Raw genomic sequence first — 22,929 nt, forward strand, 5'->3', positions numbered from 1 at the left:
CGACATAAAAAAGAGAGAGATGCAAACGGGATCCTACAGTTGTTGGGCTGTAAGAACCGTTTTGTTCCTCTCTCTTTTTTAAACAGATCGCTCCACTATTATACTGTTACATCCCGACATTCATGTCTATAGATAAAAACTGGCAACTACAGCGTCATCGCCTGCCCGTAACGGGCCAGATACGCTTCCTTGTCCTTGTAATCGGGCATGATGCTCCCGACTAGACGCCAGAATGAACGGTCATGGTTCATATGCGTAAGATGGCAGAGCTCATGGATAATGACATAATCGATTACTTCAACCGGCGCCATCGCGAGGCGATAGTTGAAGGTGAGCTTTTTGCTGGAGCTGCAGCTTCCCCACTTGGTCGCCGATTCGACAATGTCAATGGACTTAGGCTTTGCTTTCAGCTTCTCCTGATAGGGCTTAATCCGCTCCGCTACAACCTTCTTACTGCTTGCAAAATAAAACTTCCGGAGATTCAGCCTCAGCTCCTCTTCCGTTAAGCCTTCCGTCTCGATCAATTCATGGAGAGAATAATACTTGCCAAGGTGAAGGAATCTTCCTTCGTCCTCATACTCTCTGGTCTTAGGCGCTGCTGCTTGTACCTTCTCAATAGCCTGCAGTCTGCTCACGATTTCCTTTTCATGCTGCTTCACAGCCTGCTGAATCATTTCATCGCTTGTATCGTTAGGAGCCTTCACCGTAATATGCCCCATCGAATCCATCTGGAGATACAGCTTCTTTCTGACGCCATAAAGGACGTTCACGTCTATTGTGTAATTGTCTAGCTGGATTTTCATAGTCACCATCGTTCCTAATCATTGTATAGGTATACAATAACACAAAGCACACCCCATCAGCCGCTGGTTCTTCACGAACTTCGCTCCCGATAGGGTGTGCTTTTTACAATAATGCCTATGTGCGTGGCCACCGTCTACTCCCCACGAACCAATCTGAACCCTTGATCCGGCCCAAAGCCGTTAGGCTCGAACTTGCCCCGGAAGGCAGACACGGCGCTGCCGATATCGCCAATCCAGCCGCCGCCTTTGACGACCCGCATCGCGCCTTGCGGTACATCCTGCCCAACGTACCAGTCCCAGCACCATTCCCGTACATTCCCCGTCATATCGTATAAGCCTAATTCGTTAGGCTTCTTGATGCCAATCGTTTTGGTCGTATCGTGATTGTTCTCTATCGCAGGCCAGGTCCAGTCTCCCTCTAGATACTTGTCCCCGGCGTTTCTCCAATACCAGGCGACTTCGTTCACATTATTGCTTCCGCTGTAGGTAAAGCTCTTGCTCTGCTGTCCGCCGCTTGCGGCATATTCCCATTCCGCCTCCGTCGGCAGCCGGTAACCGTTGGTGCCCTCATTAATTGTAACCGTCCATTTGAGCTGATCGTGTTCGCTCTTGTTATTCGGATCCTTCGCGTTCTTGTCGATGCTGTAGTAAGGCTTAAGCCCTTCCTTCGCGCTTCTCGCATTGCAATATTCAATGACGTCGTACCAGCTGACCATCTCGACCGGCAGCTTGGCGCCGCTGAACTGGGAGGGGTTGCTTCCCATCACGTTAACCCATTCTTCCTGCGTGACCTCGTATTTGCCGATATAGAAGTCCGGAAGCTTGATGTCTTTGCCATGGTAGCTGGATTTCGTATTGGCAAAAGCTCCGCCTTTCACCAGCACGAAGCTATCGTCCTTATTGTCCTCCGACTTGGCAGGCTGAACCACGGCTGCGTCTTGAACAGGCTTTTTCTGCGCGTCCTTGTCCGGCTGCGGCTCCTCCGAGCAAGCGCTAACCAAGATTAATACTGCTAATAGAGAGCAGGTTAAAAGCTTTCTCATCGGTTATTCTCCTTTGAGCATTCGAAATAGAGAAGGCCGCCGTCAGGGTGACCGGCCGGCCTTGGCTCTTTTTTACTATGGTAAAAAGCAATCAGGCACTCTTAGTAACTTAGCAGATTACCACACCGTTACGTTCGAGCTGCCACTGCTTTGATAGCCTTCCGTCGCGAGGACTTGGTAGGACCAGCTGCTGCCCAGGTTCATGCCTTTGCTCTTCCAAGCGTTAACATGGTTGGCGAACGTAATGGCGACGTTGCTGCCAGTTGCTCTCTTCGATTGACGGACGCTCCAGTATTGCGTGAAGGTAGCCGTTCCATCAATGGACGGCGCGTTAACGCGTTGAGCCGTATAGATGTCGTAAGTGCCGCCGTCGCTGCTCACCGTCCCTTTATAAGTACCGGTAGGCCGGTATGTACCCCAGCTGTCTACCACGTAATATTCGATCAGGGAGTTTCTAGTCCAGCCGTAAAGAGTCAGATAGCCATTGCCGCTTGGCGCCCATACGCCCGCGTTATAGTTGATTACCCGGGATGCCGAGCCGGTAGTCCAGCCTTTACCTACCACGAAATTGCCGGTATTCGACCAATTCACGCTATAGTTGCCGCCGGAACCGTTAACCGCGTTCACCGTTCCGCCGCCATCCGTCCAGTTCTGCCAGTAGTCTGTTGCCGCATTTGCCGTTGCCGCGAATAAACCGATACTCATGGATGCTGCCAGTACTGCTGTCATAACCTTCTTTTTCAACTTAAACATAATCTACCTCCTGGGATTTTGATATGGCTTGTCACAACATTGTACCTACGACTTAACGTGAATCATCTCTGCGCGCTGATTCTCTATGAAGTAGATTGTTATTGTGTCTGACCCTCTCTGCTAAGCTTGGCGGCCACCTCCTTCTGAACAAGATTATAGAAGGAAAACGCTTTCATAATAAGGATCAAATTAAAGGGTTATCCCCCTTGAATTTAACTTGTATGTAAGTATTTTTTATTTTTGGGCCACCTTCGCAAGAGGTAAAGATAGTTTCAATACATGTAAAATTAATTGGATGAATGCGTTTCCAAACTTTACTATAATGAAGCAGAGTAAATTTAATAGATATTAAAATAGGATGCCATTTCCTTCTGGAAAATGGCATCCTATTTGGTTTCAGAAATTTTCGATATTACAACTGCTGATCGATTTGCGGTATTTTTATTACTTCTACAAGCACCGTATGCGGGAACATATGCACTTCTTAGCTTGAGTCAAAAGATTACATAGTAGACTTAACTAGCAAGAGTGAATTAACTACCTCAAACCCCGGCCGCAGGCCGCTCCTTCGCCTTATCCGACTCGATCGCGTTGCGAGTCGCCGCTTCCCGGTCCTGGCTGAGCTCCTCGATCGACTTCGTCTTCAAGCGCGCAGCGCCTTGATAATTCTCCCGTGTTGGCAACAAGTTACCTCGTCCCAACCGCTCCTCCGCTGCCGCAATTGCTTCCGTATACTGCGGCAGCCACTTCGCCTGCGCAACCAGCATCTCATCAGCCATCTGCCAAATTTCCTTCGGATTGCACACCGCTCCGGTGAGCGGATCCATCATCATCGCTTGACGGAGCAGCTTGTCGTCGCCGTGGACGGCGGCTTCTACGGCCATGCGTTGGACGGAGATGCTGACGTTGCAGACGGCTGCTGGGCCGAGCGGCAGGTCGCCGACAACCGGCATGTTGATGCCGTTGCGGTCGACATAACCTGGCGCTTCGATGATGGCATCGTCCGGCAGGTTGGTGATCACACCGTTATTCACGACGTTGAAGTGACCGCGGTAGACCCGGCCTGTCTCGAGGCCTTCAATAATGTAAGAACCATGCTCTTCGCCGCGGTTCTCGGCCGTGTACTTGAACGGCTCTGCCTTCATCCAGTTCGGGAAGTCGGTCTCGAACCAGTTGCGACCTTCGGTGCAGACGCGGAGATAGCCGCCGGTCTCGCCGTTAATCCATACGCCAAGATCGATCCAGTCCTTGATCTCATCGGCGCGTTTGCGGTACCACGGCACGTATTCGCTCAAGTGACCGTTGGATTCGGTGGAGTAGTAGCCGAAGCGGCGCAGCATGTCGATGCGGACCTTTTCGGTCTGAGCGAATTCCGGCACCGCTTCGAATGCCTCCAACAGATCCCCTGTACGGTCAATACCGTCCGTCTTAACCGAGATATACCAAGTCTGATGGTTAATGCCCGCGCAGATGATGTCGACATCCTTCTTCTCCCGGCCCAGTGCGCGCGCGATCTGGTGATGGCCGCCTTGTACGCCATGGCAGAGACCGATGGTACGTACACCGCCGTACTTGTTGCAAGCCCAAGTCAGCATCGCCATCGGGTTCGCATAGTTGAGGAGCAACGCGTTTGGTTCCGCTACCTCGCGGATGTCCTTGCAGATGTTCAGCATCTCGGCAATGCCGCGCTGGCCGTACATGATGCCGCCCGCGCAGAGCGTATCGCCGACGCATTGGTCGATGCCGTATTTGAGCGGAATGTCGATATCGTATTGGAACGCTTCAAGTCCGCCAATCCGTACCACGCAGAACACGTAACGCGCATCCTTAAGCGCCTCTCTGCGGTTGGTTGTGGCCTGGATCTCAATGGACAAGCCATTTTCGTTGATATCCCTCTGCACAAGCTGGGTCACCATGTCGAGATTATGTTCGTTAATGTCTGTAAAAGCAACCTGAATATCCTTAAACTCCGGCACGGCGAGCAAGTCTCTCATCAAGCCGCGCGTGAACCCGATACTTCCCGCACCTACAAACGCCACCTTAAAACTCATAAAAAACGCCTCCTCTTCGCCTATAAGGGTGTTGTCTTTCTTTACCCTTATTCTAGCAGGCGGAAAAAGAAGGCGTTTCCACATTCGCAACAGCTTGCGTTAGATGTTGTCAACTATTTCAACTTCATAATCGGTCCAGCTGGAGATCGTATTCTTGGATTTGCGGTATTCGGCAGGCGATATGCCCGTCATTTTCTTGAACAGCATGCTGAAATATTGGCGGCTGTTCAGCCCGATATGATCAGCCACCTCGATGATGGGCACATCCGTCCTGGCGAGCAGCATTTTGGCTTTATCCATACGCAAGTCCACCAGATATTCATTAATGGTCTTGTTCATATTCGATTTGAAAATACGCTGGAGATACACGGGATGAAGATTAACGGCAGCCGCAATATCTTTGGCCTGAATAGCGGTGTCATAATATTGATGAATGTATTCCGTTGCTTGCCGCACGTATTGATGGATTTGGCGCTCCGTGCTATTTTTCGCCTCAACGGCAACTAGCCTTCCAACGCGGACGAGCAGCTGGGACATCAGAAGATTGGTCATCAGCTCGCGCCCCTGCTCCTTGCCTTCGCCGCCCAGATCCAGCTCAAACACGAGATTCCGCAGGTTCACCTGAATATCTTCATAGTCTCTCAGCACAATGGTATCGAGCCGCTGCTCCAAGAGCTTCGCGAACATCGGATTATGATTGGCCATTTGATTCATGGACGGGTAGATGCCGTCGCAGGGCTGAAAGCCAAACTCTACGTTCAGCATCCGGCACGGACTGCCGCTCTCGACGATCAGCCTATGCGGTACGCCGGCGTCCAGCATAATAAGATCGCCTTTGCGCATCGCGATAACGTCCTTATTCGTCTCCACCGTGCAGTTTCCGGAAATAACGTACATGAACTCCGTCCAGTCGTGCTGATGGAAGCCCATGTGGAAATCCTCCCACTGCTTGTAGTAATACGCCATGATCTTGGGCCGGAACTCCCCATCTCTCCACTTTGCATCGTAAAAGCTGTTCGAATTCATGCTTTCCCCACCTTTGCAACCGGTATAGCCACTAAGGTCAGCATATACCTGCCGACAAGGAAGGTCAACGCTTCCCGCTCTCCTCGTTCCATTGCTCCGGATAGATGACGAAATACCTGGTCCCCGGCTTCACCGTATAATGCTCGGTTGTAATGCCGTACAGCTTCAAGCGTTCCTTCAATCTTCGATAGTAGCTGTCGAGTCTGCCTCTATCCTTCTTGTTGCCCGGCTCGAGCTCCTGCTTGTATCTGGCCATGAAGATCATCTCGGAGGTACAGGACAAGCCTTCGGTAATCATTCGGAATAACACGCACACATCTGCTGCAGACAGCTCCATGGCTTCGCCCCTCGCCAGCCATTCCCCTTTGCAGAGGTCCATATAAATATCGTAATACAGCGGACGATGCTGTTCATACACCTGCTGGAGCTGCTGAGCCGTCCCGGCCTCTTTCCAGCCCTCCGCATCCGAATGGATGTAGGCCAGCACCTTTTTCCGCCTTGCCTCTACCGTTACTATCGCGCATCTCTCTTCCGTCATATTCACGTTGCTGCTTCCTCCTAGCCCTTTCCTGACTGAATCATTTTCCGATGCAAATACCCCGCTAACGATAAGCGAGGTACTTTACAAATATTTAACCGTTATTTCGCAAAAAAGGTTGCAGCCTTATCCCGGTGCTCGTCCGTAATATGCGAACTGATGGCCTTATAGGCAACGAAAATCGCCGTAGCATCATCCCCGTAACCGATAACCGGGAAAATATCCGGCACAAGATCGATCGGCAGAATCCAGTAAGCTAGCGCGCTGATTGCGGTAACTTTTACTTTTACCGGGGTATTGGGGTCCATCGCGCAATAGTACATCGCCACCGCTTCATGGGAGAAAGGCACCTTGCCCGCGTATTTTCTCACCTTGGACCAGAAGCCTTTGTTTACGTATTTCACTTGCTCCTCGTAATCGCCAATCTTGGCGGACCAGGAGTCGGTATCGACCTCTTCCTCCTGCCTTACCGAAGGAGGCGATTCTACGCTGCTTGCAATCTCTTCATCCGATAAGTCGGCCGGAATAACCTCTTCTTGAATGAAGCTTTCGTGGCATACTTCGCATTTGGCCTGCCTCAGCTTCAGGGCTTCAACCTGATTTTTGTGACCGCAACTTGGACATTCAACCGTAATTTCCGACATAGAAAGCCGCCCTCCTATTTGAAAATAGTTCTATATTCGCTTCCCGATATACAGCTGGATTGGACGTAAGCCGGGCTTGTACAAGCCCTCTTATATCATTAAACAGAAAAACCAATCTTTAGACAATTAACTTTGGTTTATTTTTGCATAAAAAATCCAGCCTTTGGGTCACAATAGCTGTTGGGTGCTAAGCGGTGCCCGACTACCAACACGAATAAAGGAGAGGTATACGTATGGCAAAGCCGGACAATCGCGCGGACAATGCAGAACATCTGCAGGAGCATATCGCTAACACGCAGCAAAATATCCAGGAGACTGAACAGTATTTGAACGAGTTCAGCTCGGAGATCAGCGGCACGGAGCAAAACCAGCTCGAGGAAAAGAACGAACGCCGCAGAGAAAGCGTTGCGGAATTCGAAGAAGAGCTCGCAGACGAAGAGGGCTAACAGTTAAGCACAGAAGACTTCCGCATTCGGCGGAAGTCTTCTTTTTCATGTTCGCAACCTATGCTATACTGTCGCTAATTAGCTGCGAATCACGCACTCGACAAAGGAGTAGGCCCTAATGAACTTCGATCAATGGATCGCACCCGAACACTATAACATCAGCTCTGAGATTGAGCGCCACAAGTCGGACAAGCTTGCGCTCCGCTTGCTGGACGATCAGGGCCATACCACGTCAATTACATATAACGACCTGCTGAAGCAGGTGAACCGGCTAGCGGGCGGCTTGAACGAACTAGGTCTGGTAAAAGGCGACCGCGTCCTCGTCATGGTCCCAAGAACTATCGAAGCGTATATGATCTACTTAGCCTGCTTGAAGCTTGGCCTTGTCATTATTCCATCCTCCGAAATGCTCCGGGCGAAGGATCTCTCCTACCGCCTCCAGCATTCCGAAGCGCGTGCGGTTATCGCCTGGGCCGAAGGTGCCGCTGAAGTAGACAACATTACGGAAGAGCTGCCGGCGCTTCAGTTCCGGATTGACGCAAGCGGCGGACAAACGGGCGGCTGGATTACTCTTGGCTCTTTAGTGGAAGGACAGCCCGAGGAACGCGAATCCGAGGCTACCCACCGCGATGATATGGCGATTCTCGCTTATACGTCGGGGACAACCGGCAATCCAAAAGGCGTCGTTCACAGCCACGGATGGGGCTACGCGCATCTGCGCATCACCGCTGCATGGCTTGGTATCCAAAGCTCCGATCTGGTCTGGGCAACCGCTGCGCCCGGCTGGCAGAAATGGATCTGGACGCCGTTCTTATCCGTGCTGGGCAGTGGCGCAACCGGCTTGATCTATAACGGTTCGTTCAGCGCGGAGCGTTACTTGCGGATCATTCAGGAAAACCAGGTTCAGGTGATGTGCTGCACGCCAACGGAATACCGCATTATGGCGAAGACGGATGGTTTATCCGGTTACGACCTGTCGTCGATCCGTAGCGCGGTATCGGCAGGCGAGCCGCTTAACCAAGCCGTGATCAAACAGTTCGAGGAGCTGTTCGGCTTCATCATCCGCGACGGCTACGGCCAGACGGAAAATACGCTCTTGATCGGCAATCTCAAGGATTCCCCGATCAAGATTGGCTCCATGGGCAAGTCTATCGTTCCGGGTCTCGTCGAGATTATTGATGACGAAGGCCGTCCCCAGCCGATGGGAGAGGTCGGCAGTATTGCCGTTCATACCGACATGCCTGCCCTGTTCAAGTCGTATTACAAGGATCCCGAACGCAAAGGCGCCAACATTGTTGGTTCATACTTCATCACCGGCGACCGCGCGAGCAAGGATGAGGAAGGTTATCTGTGGTTCGAAGGCCGCGGGGACGATATTATTATCAGCTCCGGCTATACAATTGGACCGTTTGAGGTTGAGGAAGCCTTGCTCCGGCACCCCTCCGTCAAGGAATGTGCGGCAGTCGCAAGTCCGGACGAAATCCGCGGCCATATCGTGAAGGCGTTTATCGTGTTGAGGGACGGCATCTCCGGCTCCCCGGAGCTGGTCAAAGAGCTGCAGGATCACGTCAAATCCGTAACGGCGCCATACAAATATCCGCGTAAAATCGAATTCATTAACGAGCTGCCAAAAACCAACTCAGGAAAAATTCGCCGGATTGAGCTTCGCCAACGCGAGGCGTTTCTGAATTCTTAAGCGAATTAACAGCCGCTATTCAAGCCAAGCTTTTACTAAGACTTAGTTTTGAATAGCGGCTTGTTTATTACGATAGTTATTGCGCTCTTTTGCGACAGTAAATAACGTATTCTAGGCAATCATCTATCGCATTGGTATGATTAACCTATTAAAGGACATATTCTCTACTAGCACGTTTGTAGGGGAGGACTGTTCTTGGAGGGCAAAGAGGAGGAGAAGGATGTGGCTAATAAACAAGAAACTATCAAAACAACCGTTGCCAGTGATCGGGTCGTTGAAGAAGCTATGAAAAAAGGCATGAAATAATACGACAAGACACTTAAAAGGTTGTCGAAAAGTTAATGTATGTACAACTTACCGCAGAGCAGATTATTCAAATTCATGATGAACAATTAAAAGTATACGGCGGCCTACCTGGTATTAAGGATAGAGGAAGACTTGATTTCATTGCTGAGCAACCCTTCATGGAATCATTCTCACAAGAACTCTATCCCGGATTATTTAGGAAGGCCGCTGTTTATTTTTATACATTAGCCACTGCTCACGCATTTAACGATGCAAATAAACACGCACTGCCGTCTTAACTTGTTATGTTTTTCTTGCTATCCACAACCAAGAGCTAATTGCCGATGATGATGAGTTGTATGAAGTAGCTATAAAAGTCGCTACTAAAACGATGGATATAGATGAATTAAGTATTTGGCTTCAAAATAATTGTGAGTAAATAAACACAGCCCCCAATCCTTCAAAAGGATTGGGGGCTGTGCTTGTTAGTGCCTTATACTTTTAACGAAAATGCTGCGTTATCGAAATTGCCGATGTATTTCTTGCCTGTCTCGCCATTGCCGACCGAGCCGGTAAGCACCAGGTATACATCTTGAATGCCTGTTAGCTTTTGCGTCAAGGCACTGCTTACGGTGTCATAGGTTGCCCAGTTTCCTGCCGTAGGAGGAGTGGAGATTTTACCTACGAGCGTACCTGTTGGACTACCGAGGCGTATTTCAACTGCGGAGTTCGTAAAACAGTTAGTGGTATTGCCCGCATACTCAACTGCGAACGTATTAACACCTTCCGTACCGAAGTCCATTCGTTTGTAGGCCAACCATGCGCCATTGAACGTGTTCGCGACTTGCTTGCCCGCTCCGCCTTTACCCGCTTCCGTCTTCAGCGGCGTATTGTTGTTGAGCGGGTTCACAGCCGTTGTCCATTCGTCGTACGATTCCAGCTCCAGCTTCGCAAAGTCGCTGCGAACCGTCTTGTAGCCAAAGGTTAAGCTGTCATAGTTGCCTACGTAAAGCAGACTCGAAGTTGTGCTGCCTGTCAATACGATATACAAATCCTGCTTGCCTTTGATCGTCGTATTCAGATCCGCTGTCGCCGTATTGTATTGACCCCATGTACTGCCCGTATTAGGGATCGCTACCGTTCCGACCAAGGTACCTGTTGGGCTGCCGAGTCTGATCTCTGCTTTTACATCCGCAGGGGCTCTATTCGTTGGTGCGTCGTAGACAATGGATACTTGGTTTTTGCCTTTCTCCGAGCCAAAATCAACGTCCTTGAAGCCCAGCCATGCGCCTGTGTACGTATTGCCGATCGTCTGGCCGCCATTATTGTTCTCAATCTTCATAGCTTGATTGTTAAACGTGTTCAGAGCGGTATTCCATTCGGTCTTGTTCTCGAATTGAACGGTAATTTGCTCTTGCTCCGGCTGCTGCGGTTGTTCCGGTTCTTCCGGCTCCTGCACGCTCAAGGAGAAGGAAGCATTATCGAAGTTGCCGATATATTTCTTGCCGGTCTCTCCGTTTGCTGCTGATCCGGTAAATACCAGATAAAAATCTTGAAGACCGGTCAGCTTCTGCGTCAAGCTGCCGCTTACCGTAGCATACGTTCCCCAAGCAGCCGCGGTTGGCGGTGTTGCTACCGTTCCAACAAGAGTGCCTGTCGGACTGCCAAGACGAACCTCTACTGCCGAGTTGTTAAAGGTGTTGGTCGTGTTGCCCGCGTATTCGATCGAGAATTTGTCCACGCCATCACTTCCAAAGTCCATACGCTTGTAAGCAACCCATGCACCGTTAAACGTATTGGCTACCTGCTGGCCAACCCCGCCCTTGCCCGCTTCCGTCTTCAGCGGCGTATTGTTATTGCCTGTGTTTACATCCGTTGTCCACTCGTCATAGCTCTCAAGCTCAAGCTTGGCGTAATCCGTTCTAATCTTCTCATAATCGAACTTGAACCAGTCGAAGTTGCCGATGTACGGAAGATTGTTAGGCGTGCCCGCCACCATCACCACATACAGCTTCTGCTGTCCGGTAAGGGTTCTCGTCAGGTTCGCTTTGGTGGTTATATAGCTTCCCCAGCCCGCATTCTTGTCTTCCATATTAACCGTGCCCACGAACTCGCCAGTCACGCTGCCGAGTCGGAACTCCAGCTTGGAGCCAGCCGGCACCTTATCCGTTGGAGCATCGTATTGGACGGTCACGTTATTGTAGCCTGTAGTGCCAAAATCAACGTTGTAAGCAAGCCATGCCCCGCCAAACGTATGGGCAACAACCGTTCCGCCGTTGCCTGCTTCCGTAGACAGACCGCCGCCACCGTTCGGATGCGCAGCGGAAGTCCATTCCGCACGGTCCTCGAATTGAATCTTCATTCCCGTCTCCGGCACTTCCGGTTCTTCCGGCTCATCCGGCTTCGGATCCGGCAGCGGAATTGGTTCCGGCAGCGGCTCCTCGGTTACTGGCGGCCCCTCCGGATCCGGAAGCGATCCCGGCTCCGACTGCTGCACGATTGGATCGGCCAGCCAGAGCGGCGATTCGTAGATATCTCCGTTAAATTCGTTGACAAGGTATACGTTAACCTTGTATTTGCTAGCGTCTACGTTATAGATTTGCGAGATGTCGAAGCTTCCGGTCTGCACCGGCACCGCGCTGGATACCCAAGCGTGTTCTTTGCCATCCATCAGCTGGAAGACAACAACCGCCGAATCGGTATAGTCGCCTTTAAGCGTACCGGTAACATCCACCACCATGTTGCCGTCCTGGTGAATATCGGCATCCAGGTCATACACATCCCACTTCACGTCCGAGGTATAAGCCTCGGTAGACAGAAGGGCTTCGCCTGCTGCGCGATTGGCCGCCGCGTTCGCCATAACTCTAACTTGAACAATACCTGGGGCATAGTTCAGCGGTCCAACGGTTTGCGGATTCGCCTTCGCTTGCTTCCAAGACTTGCCGCCATCCGTGCTGAACTCGTAATCCGATGCGTTGCCGATGCCTTCTACAGGCGTCCAGCCAATCGTATTGGCTTTGTCATCAACAACCGGATGGGTTGGAGCAGCCGGAATGTTCAGCTTGCGTACCGCTTCTAGACTAAATTCGAACGCGATATCCGAGCTGGTTGCGTTCACCTGATGCACTTCCGCCGTCAACACGTTGGTGCCTTCAACGAGGTAAGAAGGATCGATAATGAAGCCATTCTTATCCCGCTCATCGCCAACCGTCGCATTGGCAAACGTGCTGTAGTTTACGGCGCCGGAAGGCATATTCGTACGGAAAATCTCATGTCCGTTCAAGTATACGATTGCGCCGTCGTCGCGGATCAGGCTGCCGTCCAGTTCAAGGATGCCGTCCAGATCCTTCGCGTCGAAGGTTTTGCGGAAATACGTGGTTACATACTTATTGTTGGCATTAGGTCCGTAGCTGACCGTCGTTGCCGGTTTGCCGTAGCTGTCATAACCCAGCATCGCTTTCCCGGAGCTCCAGCTGCTGTCGTCGAAATCTACTTGCGTCCAGCCTTCGCCGGCTTCCTTGCCTTTGTCGTCATATTTCCAAGTCGATTTCTCAGGGATCAGCTGCTCATGGTTGAAATCATTGTCCATGTCCGCATTGTAATCAACCGTTGGAGGAGCAGCGCTGGCTTTCGCGCCCCAGCTCATGTTCGGCGTGCTGCTCATTTGGAACTCAAGCGTGCCGCCAGCCATCAGATCATCGTACTTGATCCAGGACTGATTGAAGTCTTTGCCGTTCAGCTTTGCCGATTGGATAAAGCGGTTCTCGCTCGAGACGTTATCCGCCTTAATCACAAGCGTCTTCCCGCTGCCCATGTGCAGTTTCACTTCCGAGAAGATCGGCGAGCCGATCAGGAAGTAACCTTCACCCGGGTTGCCAGGGAATAAGCCAAGCGCGCTGAAGACGTACCAGGAGGACATGCCGCCCGCGTCATCGTCCATCGAAGACAGGTAGCCTTCCGGATCGTCGCGGTATACGCGGGATTTAAGCGGATAAGCGTAAGCCCCGTGGTTATGGTATTTCTGCGTCACGACTTCCGTCGTAAACTCTCTTGAATAGTATTGCGTCAGGTATGGATAACCCAGATAGTTGAACAAATACGGCGCCGAGATATCTTCTTCGTTGATCGCCATATACTCGTCAATCTCGAAGAAGTGCTTCAGCTGCTTCGCCATCTCCGTCTTGCCGCCCATCAGCTCGGCAAGGCCGTTGATATCCTGCGGCGCGGACCAGCGGTATTGCCACAGGTTGCCCTGATAAGCATAACGGTCAACCGCTTGAATGTCGCCTGCTCCAACCGTTGTTCCGTTTGGCGTAAAGAAGCCGGTTGGGATGCCTTTTTCATCTACTTGCGCCTTGTTCCACAGCTTTTTGTAAGAAAGAGCTAGCTCTTTGTACTTCTCGAATGTTGCTTTGTCTCCGATCAGCTGGGCTAGCTTCATCGGGAACGATGCACTGTTCGCTTTCTCCAGCTTGCCGGAGATCTCTCCGTCGCTGATGGAGAAGTTGTCCGCGTCAACCGCCATTCCTTTTAACGCCTTATAGACGTCGAAGTCCTGGAAGCCTTTCGCGTACGCATCAAGAATAACTTGTCCGTTGAATTCGTTCCGAACCGTTGGGCTTGGCCAATAACCGTCGCCCCATTGGGTATACGTGCCGCGGGTGCTGTACAGATCCACAAGCGACTTCACCATGTTGTTGTAGCGCTGCGGCTCGAACAAGGAGAACATCGCGTATTTTCGGAAGTCGTCCCATGTCGTCCAGCCGTTGTAATACTCGAAGTCATTGCCCAGCTCGGAAGCCTGGCGAATCGTATTCTCGTCTCTGCCTGCTTTGAACGTGCCGGCCGAACTTGTTACGTTTTTCGGGCTAAGATAAGAATGGTACATTTGCGTATAAAATACGCGCTTGTTCTGCTCATCCGCATCCGTGATTTCAACCTTGTTCAGCACATTGCTCCAAGCTGCTCTTGCTTCCTCGTGTCTGGCGTCGAAATTCCAGTCCGAGTACAAGCCGCGTTCCGCTTGCGCCTGCTCCACGCTAATCGTGGACAGACCTACCTTCGCTTGAACCGTCTTGCTGCCTGCGGTGTTAAAGTTCAGCCATACGCCGCTGTTCGAGCCGCTGCGCTGAGCTACAGCGCCTACGGAATCGCCTTGCCACGAGCTGTAGGAATCAAAGTCATGATCGAATTGAATCGAGTAATAGATCGTGTAGTAGCCATGGCCGCAGACGTTCTGGGATTTGATCATCCCCGTAATTTCGTTGCTGCCCGTTACTTTCAGGTTCGCATCCACCATACCCGCGTAGGAGTTCGACAGATCGACCAGAACGGAACCGGTATTGGCCGCATCCGGGAACGTATACTTGTGGAATCCTACGTTATCGGAGGAAGTCAGCTGCACGTTAATGCCGGAGGCAAGCGTTACGCCGTAAAAGCCTGCGGATGCCTGCTCGCTGCTCTTGTCATACTTCTGCTTGTATTCCGCAACGTTCTTCGTAAAATCGCGCGTCTCCGGCATCATCAGGATGTTGCCGCCTCCGCCGCTGCAGCCTACGCCGCTGAAGCGAAGATGGGAGAAGCCCTTCAGATTTTTGTTCTCGTAGTAATACCCGCTGAATGCTCCGCCGTCGCTGTCCGGACCAAGCGATACCAGACCAAACGGCGTTGTAGGGCCAGGGTTGGTCTGACCGTTATCGCCCAGCGTATTAATGAAAGGATCTACGTAATCGATTGGCGACAGATTCGTCTCCGGTTCGGCCGGAATTTGGTCGGCTTCAACCCCGTATACTTCCAGCTCATAGATTCGGGCGATGTTGCTGTCATACGCCGCTTTGTCGATATAGAGACGGAGATACCGCGTAGTGAACGGGGTAACAAAACGGTCAACAATCGTCTGGGCGTTGTTCGTCACGACGTCAACGTCCGTCCATGTCTCGCCGTCATCGCTTTTTTGAAGTCTGAAGTTTTTCGTATTCCAGAACGGGCTGTTGCCGGACTCGTTAATCGCCGCGTTCTGCAGCACCCATTCGTTCACCAAATATTCCTTGCCCAAATCAAGCTTGAGCCATTTCTTCTGGGCGGAAGTGTTATCGCACCATTTCGTATCGGTTTTTCCGTCCACGGCGTTGCTGGCACTTTCGTTCGCGTTGCACTGGCCGGAAGCCGTTGCTGCCGCGTTAATGGCCACGTTCCTGGTCGTAATTCCTTCGGCCGCAGCCGCAAATGCGGCATTTGATCCGACAGGCACCAGAATGCCGGTCAAGCACATAACGGTCATCGCCACCGCAAAAAGCTTTTTAAACATTTGCCGGGTCCTCCCTCTTTCGTCTTCCTTACGGCATCAGCCGGTTAATCATAACGGCGATTTCCGCGCGTGTCAGAGCAGCTTTCGGATGGAACTGCTTGCCGTCGCCTTCGATTAAGCCAAGCTTCCAAGCTTGATCGACGGCGGCGCTTGCCCAAGCCGAGATTTGTTTCATATCCGCGAATGCCGGCGCACCTTTGCCGGTATCTTTTACTTCAAAGTACTTAACGGTCCGTACAAGCGTAACGACAGCCTCTTCACGGGTAATCGGATCGTTTGGTCTAAACGAACCGCCGTAGCCCGACATAATGCCAAGCGAAGCCGCGCGCGTTACCGCATCGGTGTAATATTGGCCAGCCGGTACATCCTTGAACGGATTGGCTGCCGCCGCGTCTGCCTCTTTACCTGTGTAATCCACGGCGCGCATCATCATAGTCGCGAACTCCGAGCGCGTAATGTTGCGGTTAGGCGCATAATGCTGCTGGTCCACGCCGGATACGATATGCTTCGCGCTCAGGGATTTTACGGCTGCTTCCGCCCAATGGCCAGCTGGTACGTCCACGAAGGTCTTGCTATATTCCAGAATGGTATACGTCGAGAAATGACGGGCATTAAACTTGAACGTATTGCCTTCAAGCTTGCCGCCGACATAGTCAAGCTGCTTGCCGTTCACGTAATAAACGCCAGCCAGACCGGAATGGAGCTGCTTCGCTTGGTCGTCCGTCAACTTAAACGTTACTTCCGCAGGCTTGTCCAGATTATGAATCTCCGTAACGCTGCTGCCATTGATCACTTGAATCGTTGCCGTAAGCACAACGCCCGTGGAAGCGTAGTCCGGGTTCGATTGAAGCGCTTGGTTAACGGCGTTCTTGGCATCGCTTGTCAGAACCGTATTGACGACAATGCGAACCTGCGAGCTCGCCGATGTATCGGATGTCCCGATTGAACCTGCAGGGAATCGAAGGGTCGAGCTGCCCGAAGTCACAATCAGGTCCAGATTCTTGTCCTTCAGCGTCTTCAAGGTCTCTGTCGGGAAGTTCAACGCGCTCCCCGCATCGCCGGTCGCTGCAGGCAATTCTACCGTAATAGAGCTAGAGCCCTGCGCGCTGCTAATGGCGGAAGCTAAAGTGCCGCTGCCGAACATATAGCCGTCTTTGCCAAGCTCCGGCTTGATCGTAGAGCCAGTCGAGTCGCCGGCATCAGCAGGAATGGTTGCTGCGGGAGGCGTTGTACCCGCACCTCCGTTACCGTTACCCGGATTGGAAGGCTCCTCCGGACCCGTGCCGCCTTCGCCCAGCTTCTCAACAACGGAGAAGGTCTTGTTCACCGTAGAAGAGCCGCTGGTTGCCGCAACGTTATACACGCCCCATGGAGCAAAATCCTGCGTCTCGGGAATGGTAATGGTTGCTGTATAAGTGCCGTTAGTTGGCTCGATAACATCCATATAGAAAGTTGTCTGATTCGGACGGATGATCTTCAGGACTACATCGTCCTCTGCCGTTCCGGAGAACGTAATCTCTCCGCCGCGCAGCACTTCCTTCGCGCTTATATTAAGCGCGAAGGCTGCTGCAGCCGCGTAGCCGGTTGCCGGCAGGACAACAATACACAACGCCAGTAGGGCTGCCAAAACTTTTTTCACTGCACATGATCCTCTCTTTCCAGCCGTTATTGGAACAGCATCGGTCTTGCCAATTGAACCGGAGTCTCGTTCTTGCTGTCGAACTTGTTCACGACGAATACCTTCACCTTGTAATCTTCACCGGTTTCGTTAAAGTACTGCGTGATGGCAAGCTTAGTCTTCTTGAGCGGTACGGCGCTGACGAGAATCGGCTGCGGACTCTTTCCCTTCATCAGCTGGAACACCACATAGGCATCCTCCTCGTAGTCCTTAAGCTGCTCGACATTCACGCTGACCTTCAGCTGCTGGCCGCGGTCCATTTCACCCGTAAGCAGGAAGGTATCCCGGGTATCATTCTTCGTGAACGCTTTCGTCGATACGAGAGGCGTACCGGCCATAATGCCAAGCGATTCATTCGCCGCGACGCGAACCTGCACCGCTCCGGCAGCAAAGTCGCCATCGACAATTGGCTGAGGGTTAGCCGTAACCGGGCTCCAGGTTTTGCCGTTGTCTACGCTGTATTCGTAGTTGGTTACGGCATCGTAACCTTTTACGTTAGTCCAGCCAAAGGTGTTATGCGCATCGTCCACGACCGGAGCTGTAGGAGCAGCTGGTTGGTTGCCCACGCTTGTCGCGATTTTCGCTTCCGAGTTATCGCGTTTGTTGACAGCCTTCACAACGAATTGGTAGGACTGGTCAAGGTTTGTTTTGTCTACCACGTACTGGTAGCTGTCTTGGCCTGCAACCGTTGGTATGTACGCATTCCAGTTCATGCCTAGCTTGTCGTTCTTCTCGTAAATACGGAAGCCTCTGACCCCGTCATCCTCCGGCTTGTTCCAGGTGATGGTCCGTTTGCCGTCCTCCGATTTGCTTACTTCCAATTGCTCAACCGGCTTAGGCTTCTCGTCTTCTCGTACAATCGTGTACGTATCGAACGGATCCGTCTCACCCGTCATAAAGGAATCGATGGTGAAGCTGCTATCCGTCATGCTGACGCCGGAGAAAATCGCCTTCTTCGGCTGCTTGAACACTGCGGCGTAGAAGCGGTCAACACCGTCTTTGACATCATAGAACTTCGTTGCAGCCGAGTTGTTGATCATGTAGAGCGTACCGTCGGGATTAAGGGCCCTGCCTTGCGCATCCGTCTCTACGTTCTGGACCGGCTTGTTATCGTACATTTGGTATGAACGCATAAACGTATGGTCATGGCCTTGCAGGACAACGTCGATTCCGAGCTCGTCAAAGATCGGATACATCTTTTGACGCAGGGCCAGAATATCGCTGTCGAGCGCATGGTTGCCCACGGAATAGATTGCTTTGTGGAACGCTACGATCTTCCACTTCTTGTCCGTCTCCGCAACCTCGTGCTTCAGCCATTCAATCTCCTGCTCGAAGGATTCCTTCTGCGCATCGTCCCAGCCGATATCCATCGTGTTAAGGACCATGATATGCGCGTCGCCGTAGTCATACGCGTACACGCTGCCCGGCGGCAGCGGGTTCTTGATCGAATCGTTGGGATAGTTGAAATGGTAGTAATAGTTGTCGTTATACGGGCCTTCATGATTGCCGACAGCAGCCATCAGCGGCAGGTTCATCAGAATCGACTGCGGCTTCTTGAAGTAATCCAGCCACTGCGATTCGAGTGCGCCCGCATCAACCTGGTCGCCGGTCATAAGCAGAAACTTCGCATCCGGAAACTTCGTGATGGCTTGCTGCATCGTGTTGCCCCAAACATCGTAGTCCTGCGAATTGGAGCCTTGCGAGTCGGTCAGATACAGGAAGTTAAAGTTGTTCTCGTTATCGCTTTCCGTTGTGAAAGAACCCGTCTCGCTCCAATAGCCGTCAGCGCCAAGGCGGTACTTGTATGCCGTGCCCGGGGTCAGTCCTTCAACCAGCACTTTATGGCTGATGAACGAGCCTGTCGTGCTGCTTGTAATCTTCAAATTCGTGAGAACCCGCGTATCCTCCGGCTTGCCCGTTACGCGGATTTTATTCGGCGAATCAAATCCTTCCGCCGCAGGCACGATCTCCACGATACTGTCCTTTATGTTCGTTGGTACGCTTTGCGGACGGTCGTAAGGGGTATACCAGGCAAAAGAACGGTTCGTCTTCGCGCTGCCGTAGAGCGACATCGCGATTGCGATTGGCGAGTAGTCCGTTACCTCGGAGAAGTTGGAAGGACTAAACGCAAAAGCTTTAACGGCTGTTCCATCCGCATAGTTCAGATTGCCTTGACCGTCGTAAGCAAGGGAGACCGTTTGACCAGGCAGAACGATCTTCGCCAGGCTAACCGTCAAGCTTGCGGAATCCTCGCCGGATGCAATCTGCGAAGCGGAGACCGGTTGGCCATTCGCCATGACCGTAAGGTGATTATTCAGATCAGCCGGCAGTTCGCCAAGCCCGGAGAGCATGCTAAGCGATACGGTTTTTCCATCCGCGGCAACGTTTGCCGCCTTAGGACCTGTATACTCTGCCGGAAGATAGAAGGCGTTGCCCGGAATGATCTCCTTGGCGAGCGTTGGCGTGGACCAGCGCAGAAACAGGTTGGAACCGCCAAAGTCCTCGAAATATTCGATCTTGATATCGTACTTGCGGTTGCCTTCGAGCGTAACCGGGGTGCTTGTCTGCTCTTTATCCCAATCGTTCACCCAATGGTCGATCACAAGTTTGTTGTCAATCCATACCCGGAAGCCGTTGTCGCCCATCATGTAGAAGGTGTAGTCACCGGATGCCGGCGGCATGATCTGGCCGGTCCAGCGCACGTTGGCGTTGTCCTCGACGCCTGTCCATCCCTTTAATACCGGGTTCAAATCTGTGAAATTAATAAGCGGATCTACCGTTGTCGCTTTATAATCGCCATAAGCAAAGTTGTTGCCCGAGCCTGAGTTCAAATAATATTCGCCGAGCAAGCCCTGCGCTTCGGAAGCTGTTGCGGCCAAATCAGAGGTTGCCTCTCGATTCGTATGGTCAGGCGTTTCCGGAGCTGCATCGCTTCGATCGAAGCCAATCGCTTCAAATTCGTAAATCCGTGCGGCGTAAAAGCCGGTATCGGCATCCACATCTCCCGGATTCGTAATGTTAAGCTTGAAGTATCTTGCCGTCACCGGCGTGTCCAGCTCATGCGTCGTTGTGTCCTCGGTATTGCCGGCTACCGTTACGACAGGAGTCCAATTGACATTGTCATCGCTTGTCTCAATGGTAAAATCCTTCGTGTTGTACGGCTCCTCTTGGCCGCCTGCTCCGGCATGTCCAACGATAAACTTCTCTACGCTGACCTCCGAGCCGGCATCCACCTCCAGCCAATACGGATTGTCCGCCGTTGGCAGACCGTCGTTGCCTTGGAATACCCATTCACCGCTCTCTCTGTGTCCGTCAATGGCCAAGGAAGGCGCAAAAGCATCCGATACATAACCGTTTGCGGTTGCGGTAACTCCCGCTCTTGCAAACACGTTTTCGGCGGATGTTCCGGCATTAGCCTGCTGCACCATGAAATAACCGCCGGACGCGGCAACGGATGTCCACAGCGTCACGACGGCCAACAAACGGTTTGTCAGCTTATAACTTCTCTTCACTCCCGATTCCTCCTACTCTACCTAATGCTTCTGCATCATAATAGAGTAGAATAATTTTGCGAATGTAAAAAACTTTTAAAGAAATAGTAAATGCAAGATATTTTCATCGATTATTTCGATTAAATATTCTAAATTATTTATTTGATAATCGTTTATATTATATATTTCATATAATTCTGGGCAGTAATTTTTATTTATGAATTTTATAACTATTACTAGTGTAAAATGTGCATTGTTTGCTTTTGTGTTGAAGATACGACTTATTGGGATAGGTATAGTCTTGGTATTTAAACATTCCATCTATAAATCACCCTATAAAATGGGATATTTCCTACTAGATGACAGGCATAAAGGGGATAGGTTTTCATTGAAAAAGGAGGATATAAGAGGAAAAAAGCCGCTGTTCAAGCGGGGCTTTAACAAGCTCCCGCTCAAACAGCGGCCATTTGTTTATACGATAGCGTGAACGCCAAGTTTACGGTCAATCATATTTTTAATGTCTTTCACCAGCTGCACCGAAGCTTCAATCTCGACTTTACGCGTCGACACGCTTTCGATACTGCAGCCAATCGGGATGCCCTTCTCGATGCCGAACTCAAACAGCTCTTCGAAGATTTTGAGCGACAGCGCAACCGACTTGTCCAAAATATCGGTGGACTTGATCAGGTCGTTCTCCAGCCACTTCGGAATGCTGATGCCCAGCCACTTCATGAACTCGAGCGTTTTCTGCGAACCGCATGGCGCTAAATTGAACAGAATCGGCACGGTCTCAATGCCCTGCTCTTGGCAATAATAGTAGTAGTCGGACAACATATTTTTGGATGCTTCCACATTAAAGGTCGCCTGCGAAATAAAGAACTTGCATCCGCCGTCTACTTTATCCCTGATGCGGAGATGCTCGTCGTTCTTCTTCATATGGCGCTCGGGAATAACGACGCCGCCCAGCGTTAAGCGGTCGTTGAGCTTTTTGCTGAGCTCGTAGGCTTCCGGCAGCTTCATCGTAGTCTGCTGCTTGCTCGAGGAAGTACCAACAAAGACCGAGAACCGGTCCTCTTCGGCATCCTGCTTCAGCCATTCCGCGAAGCTTTCTTCCGAGTTGTTGCCAACTACGCGGTAAATAATTTTGGGAACCTTCCAGTAGTTCAAGTAGTTCTTACTGTAGGAGGTTGGATCGAGCGCTTCAAGGTACGGGAAAGGTCTCTCCTCATCCGTCCGGTCCGCTTCATCCTGAACGTCGTACAGGATCAGGCCGTCAATATCGAGATTTTTCAGCCGCTCGTATTGCTTTTCCGATATTTCGGCCAGCTTCTCCGGGGTATGGCTTGATTTGGGCGGAGTCATGCCGTAAGTAATAATGCCCGCCTGTCTGTTCAAAATTTTATCCTTAAGCATCGTTCTTCATCCTTAACGTCCATAGTAGTAGTGGAATAATTTCTAGAGTACTTCTACATCTCGCGCTAAATTCCTTCTTATACAGTCGGATTTGTAACATTTGCTTGCTGATCCGGAATCCGGGCCATCAACCGTTCAATGGTTCCGTCAAAAGGAAACTGCCGCTCTGCGACACGGGCCTGCAGCCCGGCCAGCTCTTCCCTGACCTGCTTCATCAGCTGCTCCGAATATCCGAACTTAATCGCATTGTCGGCAAATTCGTCCTCATCTATAACCATCCATTCGCCGCCACGCTGGACAAGGTCCAGATCGTAATCAACAAAGGATATTTCGCTGCCATTAATAATAGCAGGCTGATTAATATTGCAGTAATATTCATTAATCCGGCCGTCTACAACGGCCGCGCTGACGGTAAACCAATGCTTGCTCGAGAAAAACTCGATCGACCAGTTGTTCACGGTAAATACGGATTTTTTCGTATGATGCTGAAGCTTCCTGCCGTAACGGCCAAGGACAAATACATAGCCGTCCCCTTCCTCCAGCAGCTCGGTGTTCCATTCGTAATGCAGGAGATCACCGTGTTTTAACGCTTTTATTTGAACCGAATGATTCACGGAGCCGTCTTCCCTTCAACAATCGTTAGGTTAAGAAAGTATATCATACTTTCCGCCTATTCGTCGTTACTCATGGACTTCCTCATATTGCCCGGTCACCAATAGGAGAAAAAAATAAGCCAGCCAGAAAAGTCTGGCTGA

15 protein-coding genes are annotated in these 22,929 nt (G+C 51.3%); 3 read left to right on the forward strand and 12 right to left on the reverse strand.

Going from position 1 to position 22,929, the window contains the following annotated elements:
- Positions 1 to 146 precede the first annotated feature (146 nt).
- The 7 genes from PGL01S_RS07120 to PGL01S_RS07150 all read right to left on the reverse strand — a co-directional run bounded on the left by PGL01S_RS07120 (position 147) and on the right by PGL01S_RS07150 (position 6,858).
- On the reverse strand, positions 147 to 803 hold the full coding sequence (locus PGL01S_RS07120; RefSeq protein ID WP_127492913.1) for a M48 family metallopeptidase: 657 nt from the start codon (positions 801 to 803) through the stop codon (positions 147 to 149).
- A 134-nt stretch (positions 804 to 937) separates the two neighbouring features.
- Positions 938 to 1,846, reverse strand: a complete 909-nt coding sequence (locus tag PGL01S_RS07125; protein WP_174806533.1) for a formylglycine-generating enzyme family protein — start codon at positions 1,844 to 1,846, stop codon at positions 938 to 940.
- Positions 1,847 to 1,963: 117 nt separating this feature from the next.
- Entirely contained in the window at positions 1,964 to 2,599 is a 636-nt protein-coding gene (gene xynA / locus PGL01S_RS07130) for an endo-1,4-beta-xylanase XynA (protein ID WP_116394279.1), read from the reverse strand.
- Between the two features lie 542 nt (positions 2,600 to 3,141).
- A complete protein-coding gene (locus PGL01S_RS07135; RefSeq protein WP_127492915.1) occupies positions 3,142 to 4,650 on the reverse strand; it encodes an alpha-glucosidase/alpha-galactosidase in 1,509 nt (502 codons plus the stop codon).
- Positions 4,651 to 4,749: 99 nt separating this feature from the next.
- Entirely contained in the window at positions 4,750 to 5,676 is a 927-nt protein-coding gene (locus tag PGL01S_RS07140) for an AraC family transcriptional regulator (protein WP_127492917.1), read from the reverse strand.
- A 64-nt stretch (positions 5,677 to 5,740) separates the two neighbouring features.
- Positions 5,741 to 6,220, reverse strand: coding sequence for a hypothetical protein (locus PGL01S_RS07145; protein WP_127492919.1), 480 nt, complete (start codon positions 6,218 to 6,220; stop codon positions 5,741 to 5,743).
- A gap of 95 nt (positions 6,221 to 6,315) precedes the next feature.
- Positions 6,316 to 6,858: a YkvA family protein gene (locus PGL01S_RS07150; RefSeq protein ID WP_127492921.1), complete on the reverse strand. Its 543-nt coding sequence runs from the start codon at positions 6,856 to 6,858 to the stop codon at positions 6,316 to 6,318.
- 233 nt (positions 6,859 to 7,091) lie between these two features.
- Here PGL01S_RS07150 and tlp point away from each other — a divergent pair, with 233 nt between their 5' ends.
- From tlp to PGL01S_RS31230, 3 genes are all read left to right on the forward strand, one after another.
- Positions 7,092 to 7,304 (forward strand): small acid-soluble spore protein Tlp, encoded by a 213-nt coding sequence (tlp, locus tag PGL01S_RS07155; protein WP_127492923.1) that lies wholly within the window; start codon positions 7,092 to 7,094, stop codon positions 7,302 to 7,304.
- Between the two features lie 118 nt (positions 7,305 to 7,422).
- Positions 7,423 to 9,000, forward strand: coding sequence for an acetate--CoA ligase (locus PGL01S_RS07160; RefSeq protein ID WP_127492925.1), 1,578 nt, complete (start codon positions 7,423 to 7,425; stop codon positions 8,998 to 9,000).
- Between the two features lie 341 nt (positions 9,001 to 9,341).
- Positions 9,342 to 9,584, forward strand: coding sequence for a type II toxin-antitoxin system death-on-curing family toxin (locus tag PGL01S_RS31230; RefSeq protein ID WP_244935536.1), 243 nt, complete (start codon positions 9,342 to 9,344; stop codon positions 9,582 to 9,584).
- A 194-nt stretch (positions 9,585 to 9,778) separates the two neighbouring features.
- Here the strand turns inward: PGL01S_RS31230 and PGL01S_RS07170 are convergent, their stop codons facing one another.
- The 5 genes from PGL01S_RS07170 to PGL01S_RS07190 form a co-directional block, all read right to left on the reverse strand.
- Positions 9,779 to 15,592: a glycoside hydrolase domain-containing protein gene (locus PGL01S_RS07170; RefSeq protein WP_127492928.1), complete on the reverse strand. Its 5,814-nt coding sequence runs from the start codon at positions 15,590 to 15,592 to the stop codon at positions 9,779 to 9,781.
- Between the two features lie 28 nt (positions 15,593 to 15,620).
- Entirely contained in the window at positions 15,621 to 17,231 is a 1,611-nt protein-coding gene (locus tag PGL01S_RS07175; protein ID WP_127492930.1) for an S-layer homology domain-containing protein, read from the reverse strand.
- A 26-nt stretch (positions 17,232 to 17,257) separates the two neighbouring features.
- Complete coding sequence (locus PGL01S_RS07180) at positions 17,258 to 20,782, reverse strand: PA14 domain-containing protein (RefSeq protein WP_127492932.1); 3,525 nt, start codon at positions 20,780 to 20,782, stop codon at positions 17,258 to 17,260.
- Positions 20,783 to 21,232: 450 nt separating this feature from the next.
- Positions 21,233 to 22,174: a methylenetetrahydrofolate reductase gene (locus PGL01S_RS07185; RefSeq protein WP_015846231.1), complete on the reverse strand. Its 942-nt coding sequence runs from the start codon at positions 22,172 to 22,174 to the stop codon at positions 21,233 to 21,235.
- A 77-nt stretch (positions 22,175 to 22,251) separates the two neighbouring features.
- Positions 22,252 to 22,788 carry a DUF402 domain-containing protein gene (locus tag PGL01S_RS07190; RefSeq protein ID WP_127492934.1) on the reverse strand — a complete coding sequence of 179 codons (537 nt, stop codon included), beginning with the start codon at positions 22,786 to 22,788 and terminating at the stop codon, positions 22,252 to 22,254.
- Positions 22,789 to 22,929 lie beyond the last annotated feature (141 nt).

The organism is Paenibacillus glycanilyticus NBRC 16618, assembly GCF_004000805.1.
Taxonomy (GTDB): domain Bacteria; phylum Bacillota; class Bacilli; order Paenibacillales; family Paenibacillaceae; genus Pristimantibacillus; species Pristimantibacillus glycanilyticus.

Coding starts and splice junctions, on each gene's coding strand:
- PGL01S_RS07120 (WP_127492913.1), bottom strand. CDS start 803: ATGAAAATCCAGCTAGACAATTACACAATAGACGTGAACGTCCTTTAT.
- PGL01S_RS07125 (WP_174806533.1), bottom strand. CDS start 1,846: ATGAGAAAGCTTTTAACCTGCTCTCTATTAGCAGTATTAATCTTGGTT.
- xynA (WP_116394279.1), bottom strand. CDS start 2,599: ATGTTTAAGTTGAAAAAGAAGGTTATGACAGCAGTACTGGCAGCATCC.
- PGL01S_RS07135 (WP_127492915.1), bottom strand. CDS start 4,650: ATGAGTTTTAAGGTGGCGTTTGTAGGTGCGGGAAGTATCGGGTTCACG.
- PGL01S_RS07140 (WP_127492917.1), bottom strand. CDS start 5,676: ATGAATTCGAACAGCTTTTACGATGCAAAGTGGAGAGATGGGGAGTTC.
- PGL01S_RS07150 (WP_127492921.1), bottom strand. CDS start 6,858: ATGTCGGAAATTACGGTTGAATGTCCAAGTTGCGGTCACAAAAATCAG.
- tlp (WP_127492923.1), top strand. CDS start 7,092: ATGGCAAAGCCGGACAATCGCGCGGACAATGCAGAACATCTGCAGGAG.
- PGL01S_RS07160 (WP_127492925.1), top strand. CDS start 7,423: ATGAACTTCGATCAATGGATCGCACCCGAACACTATAACATCAGCTCT.
- PGL01S_RS31230 (WP_244935536.1), top strand. CDS start 9,342: ATGTATGTACAACTTACCGCAGAGCAGATTATTCAAATTCATGATGAA.
- PGL01S_RS07170 (WP_127492928.1), bottom strand. CDS start 15,592: ATGTTTAAAAAGCTTTTTGCGGTGGCGATGACCGTTATGTGCTTGACC.
- PGL01S_RS07185 (WP_015846231.1), bottom strand. CDS start 22,174: ATGCTTAAGGATAAAATTTTGAACAGACAGGCGGGCATTATTACTTAC.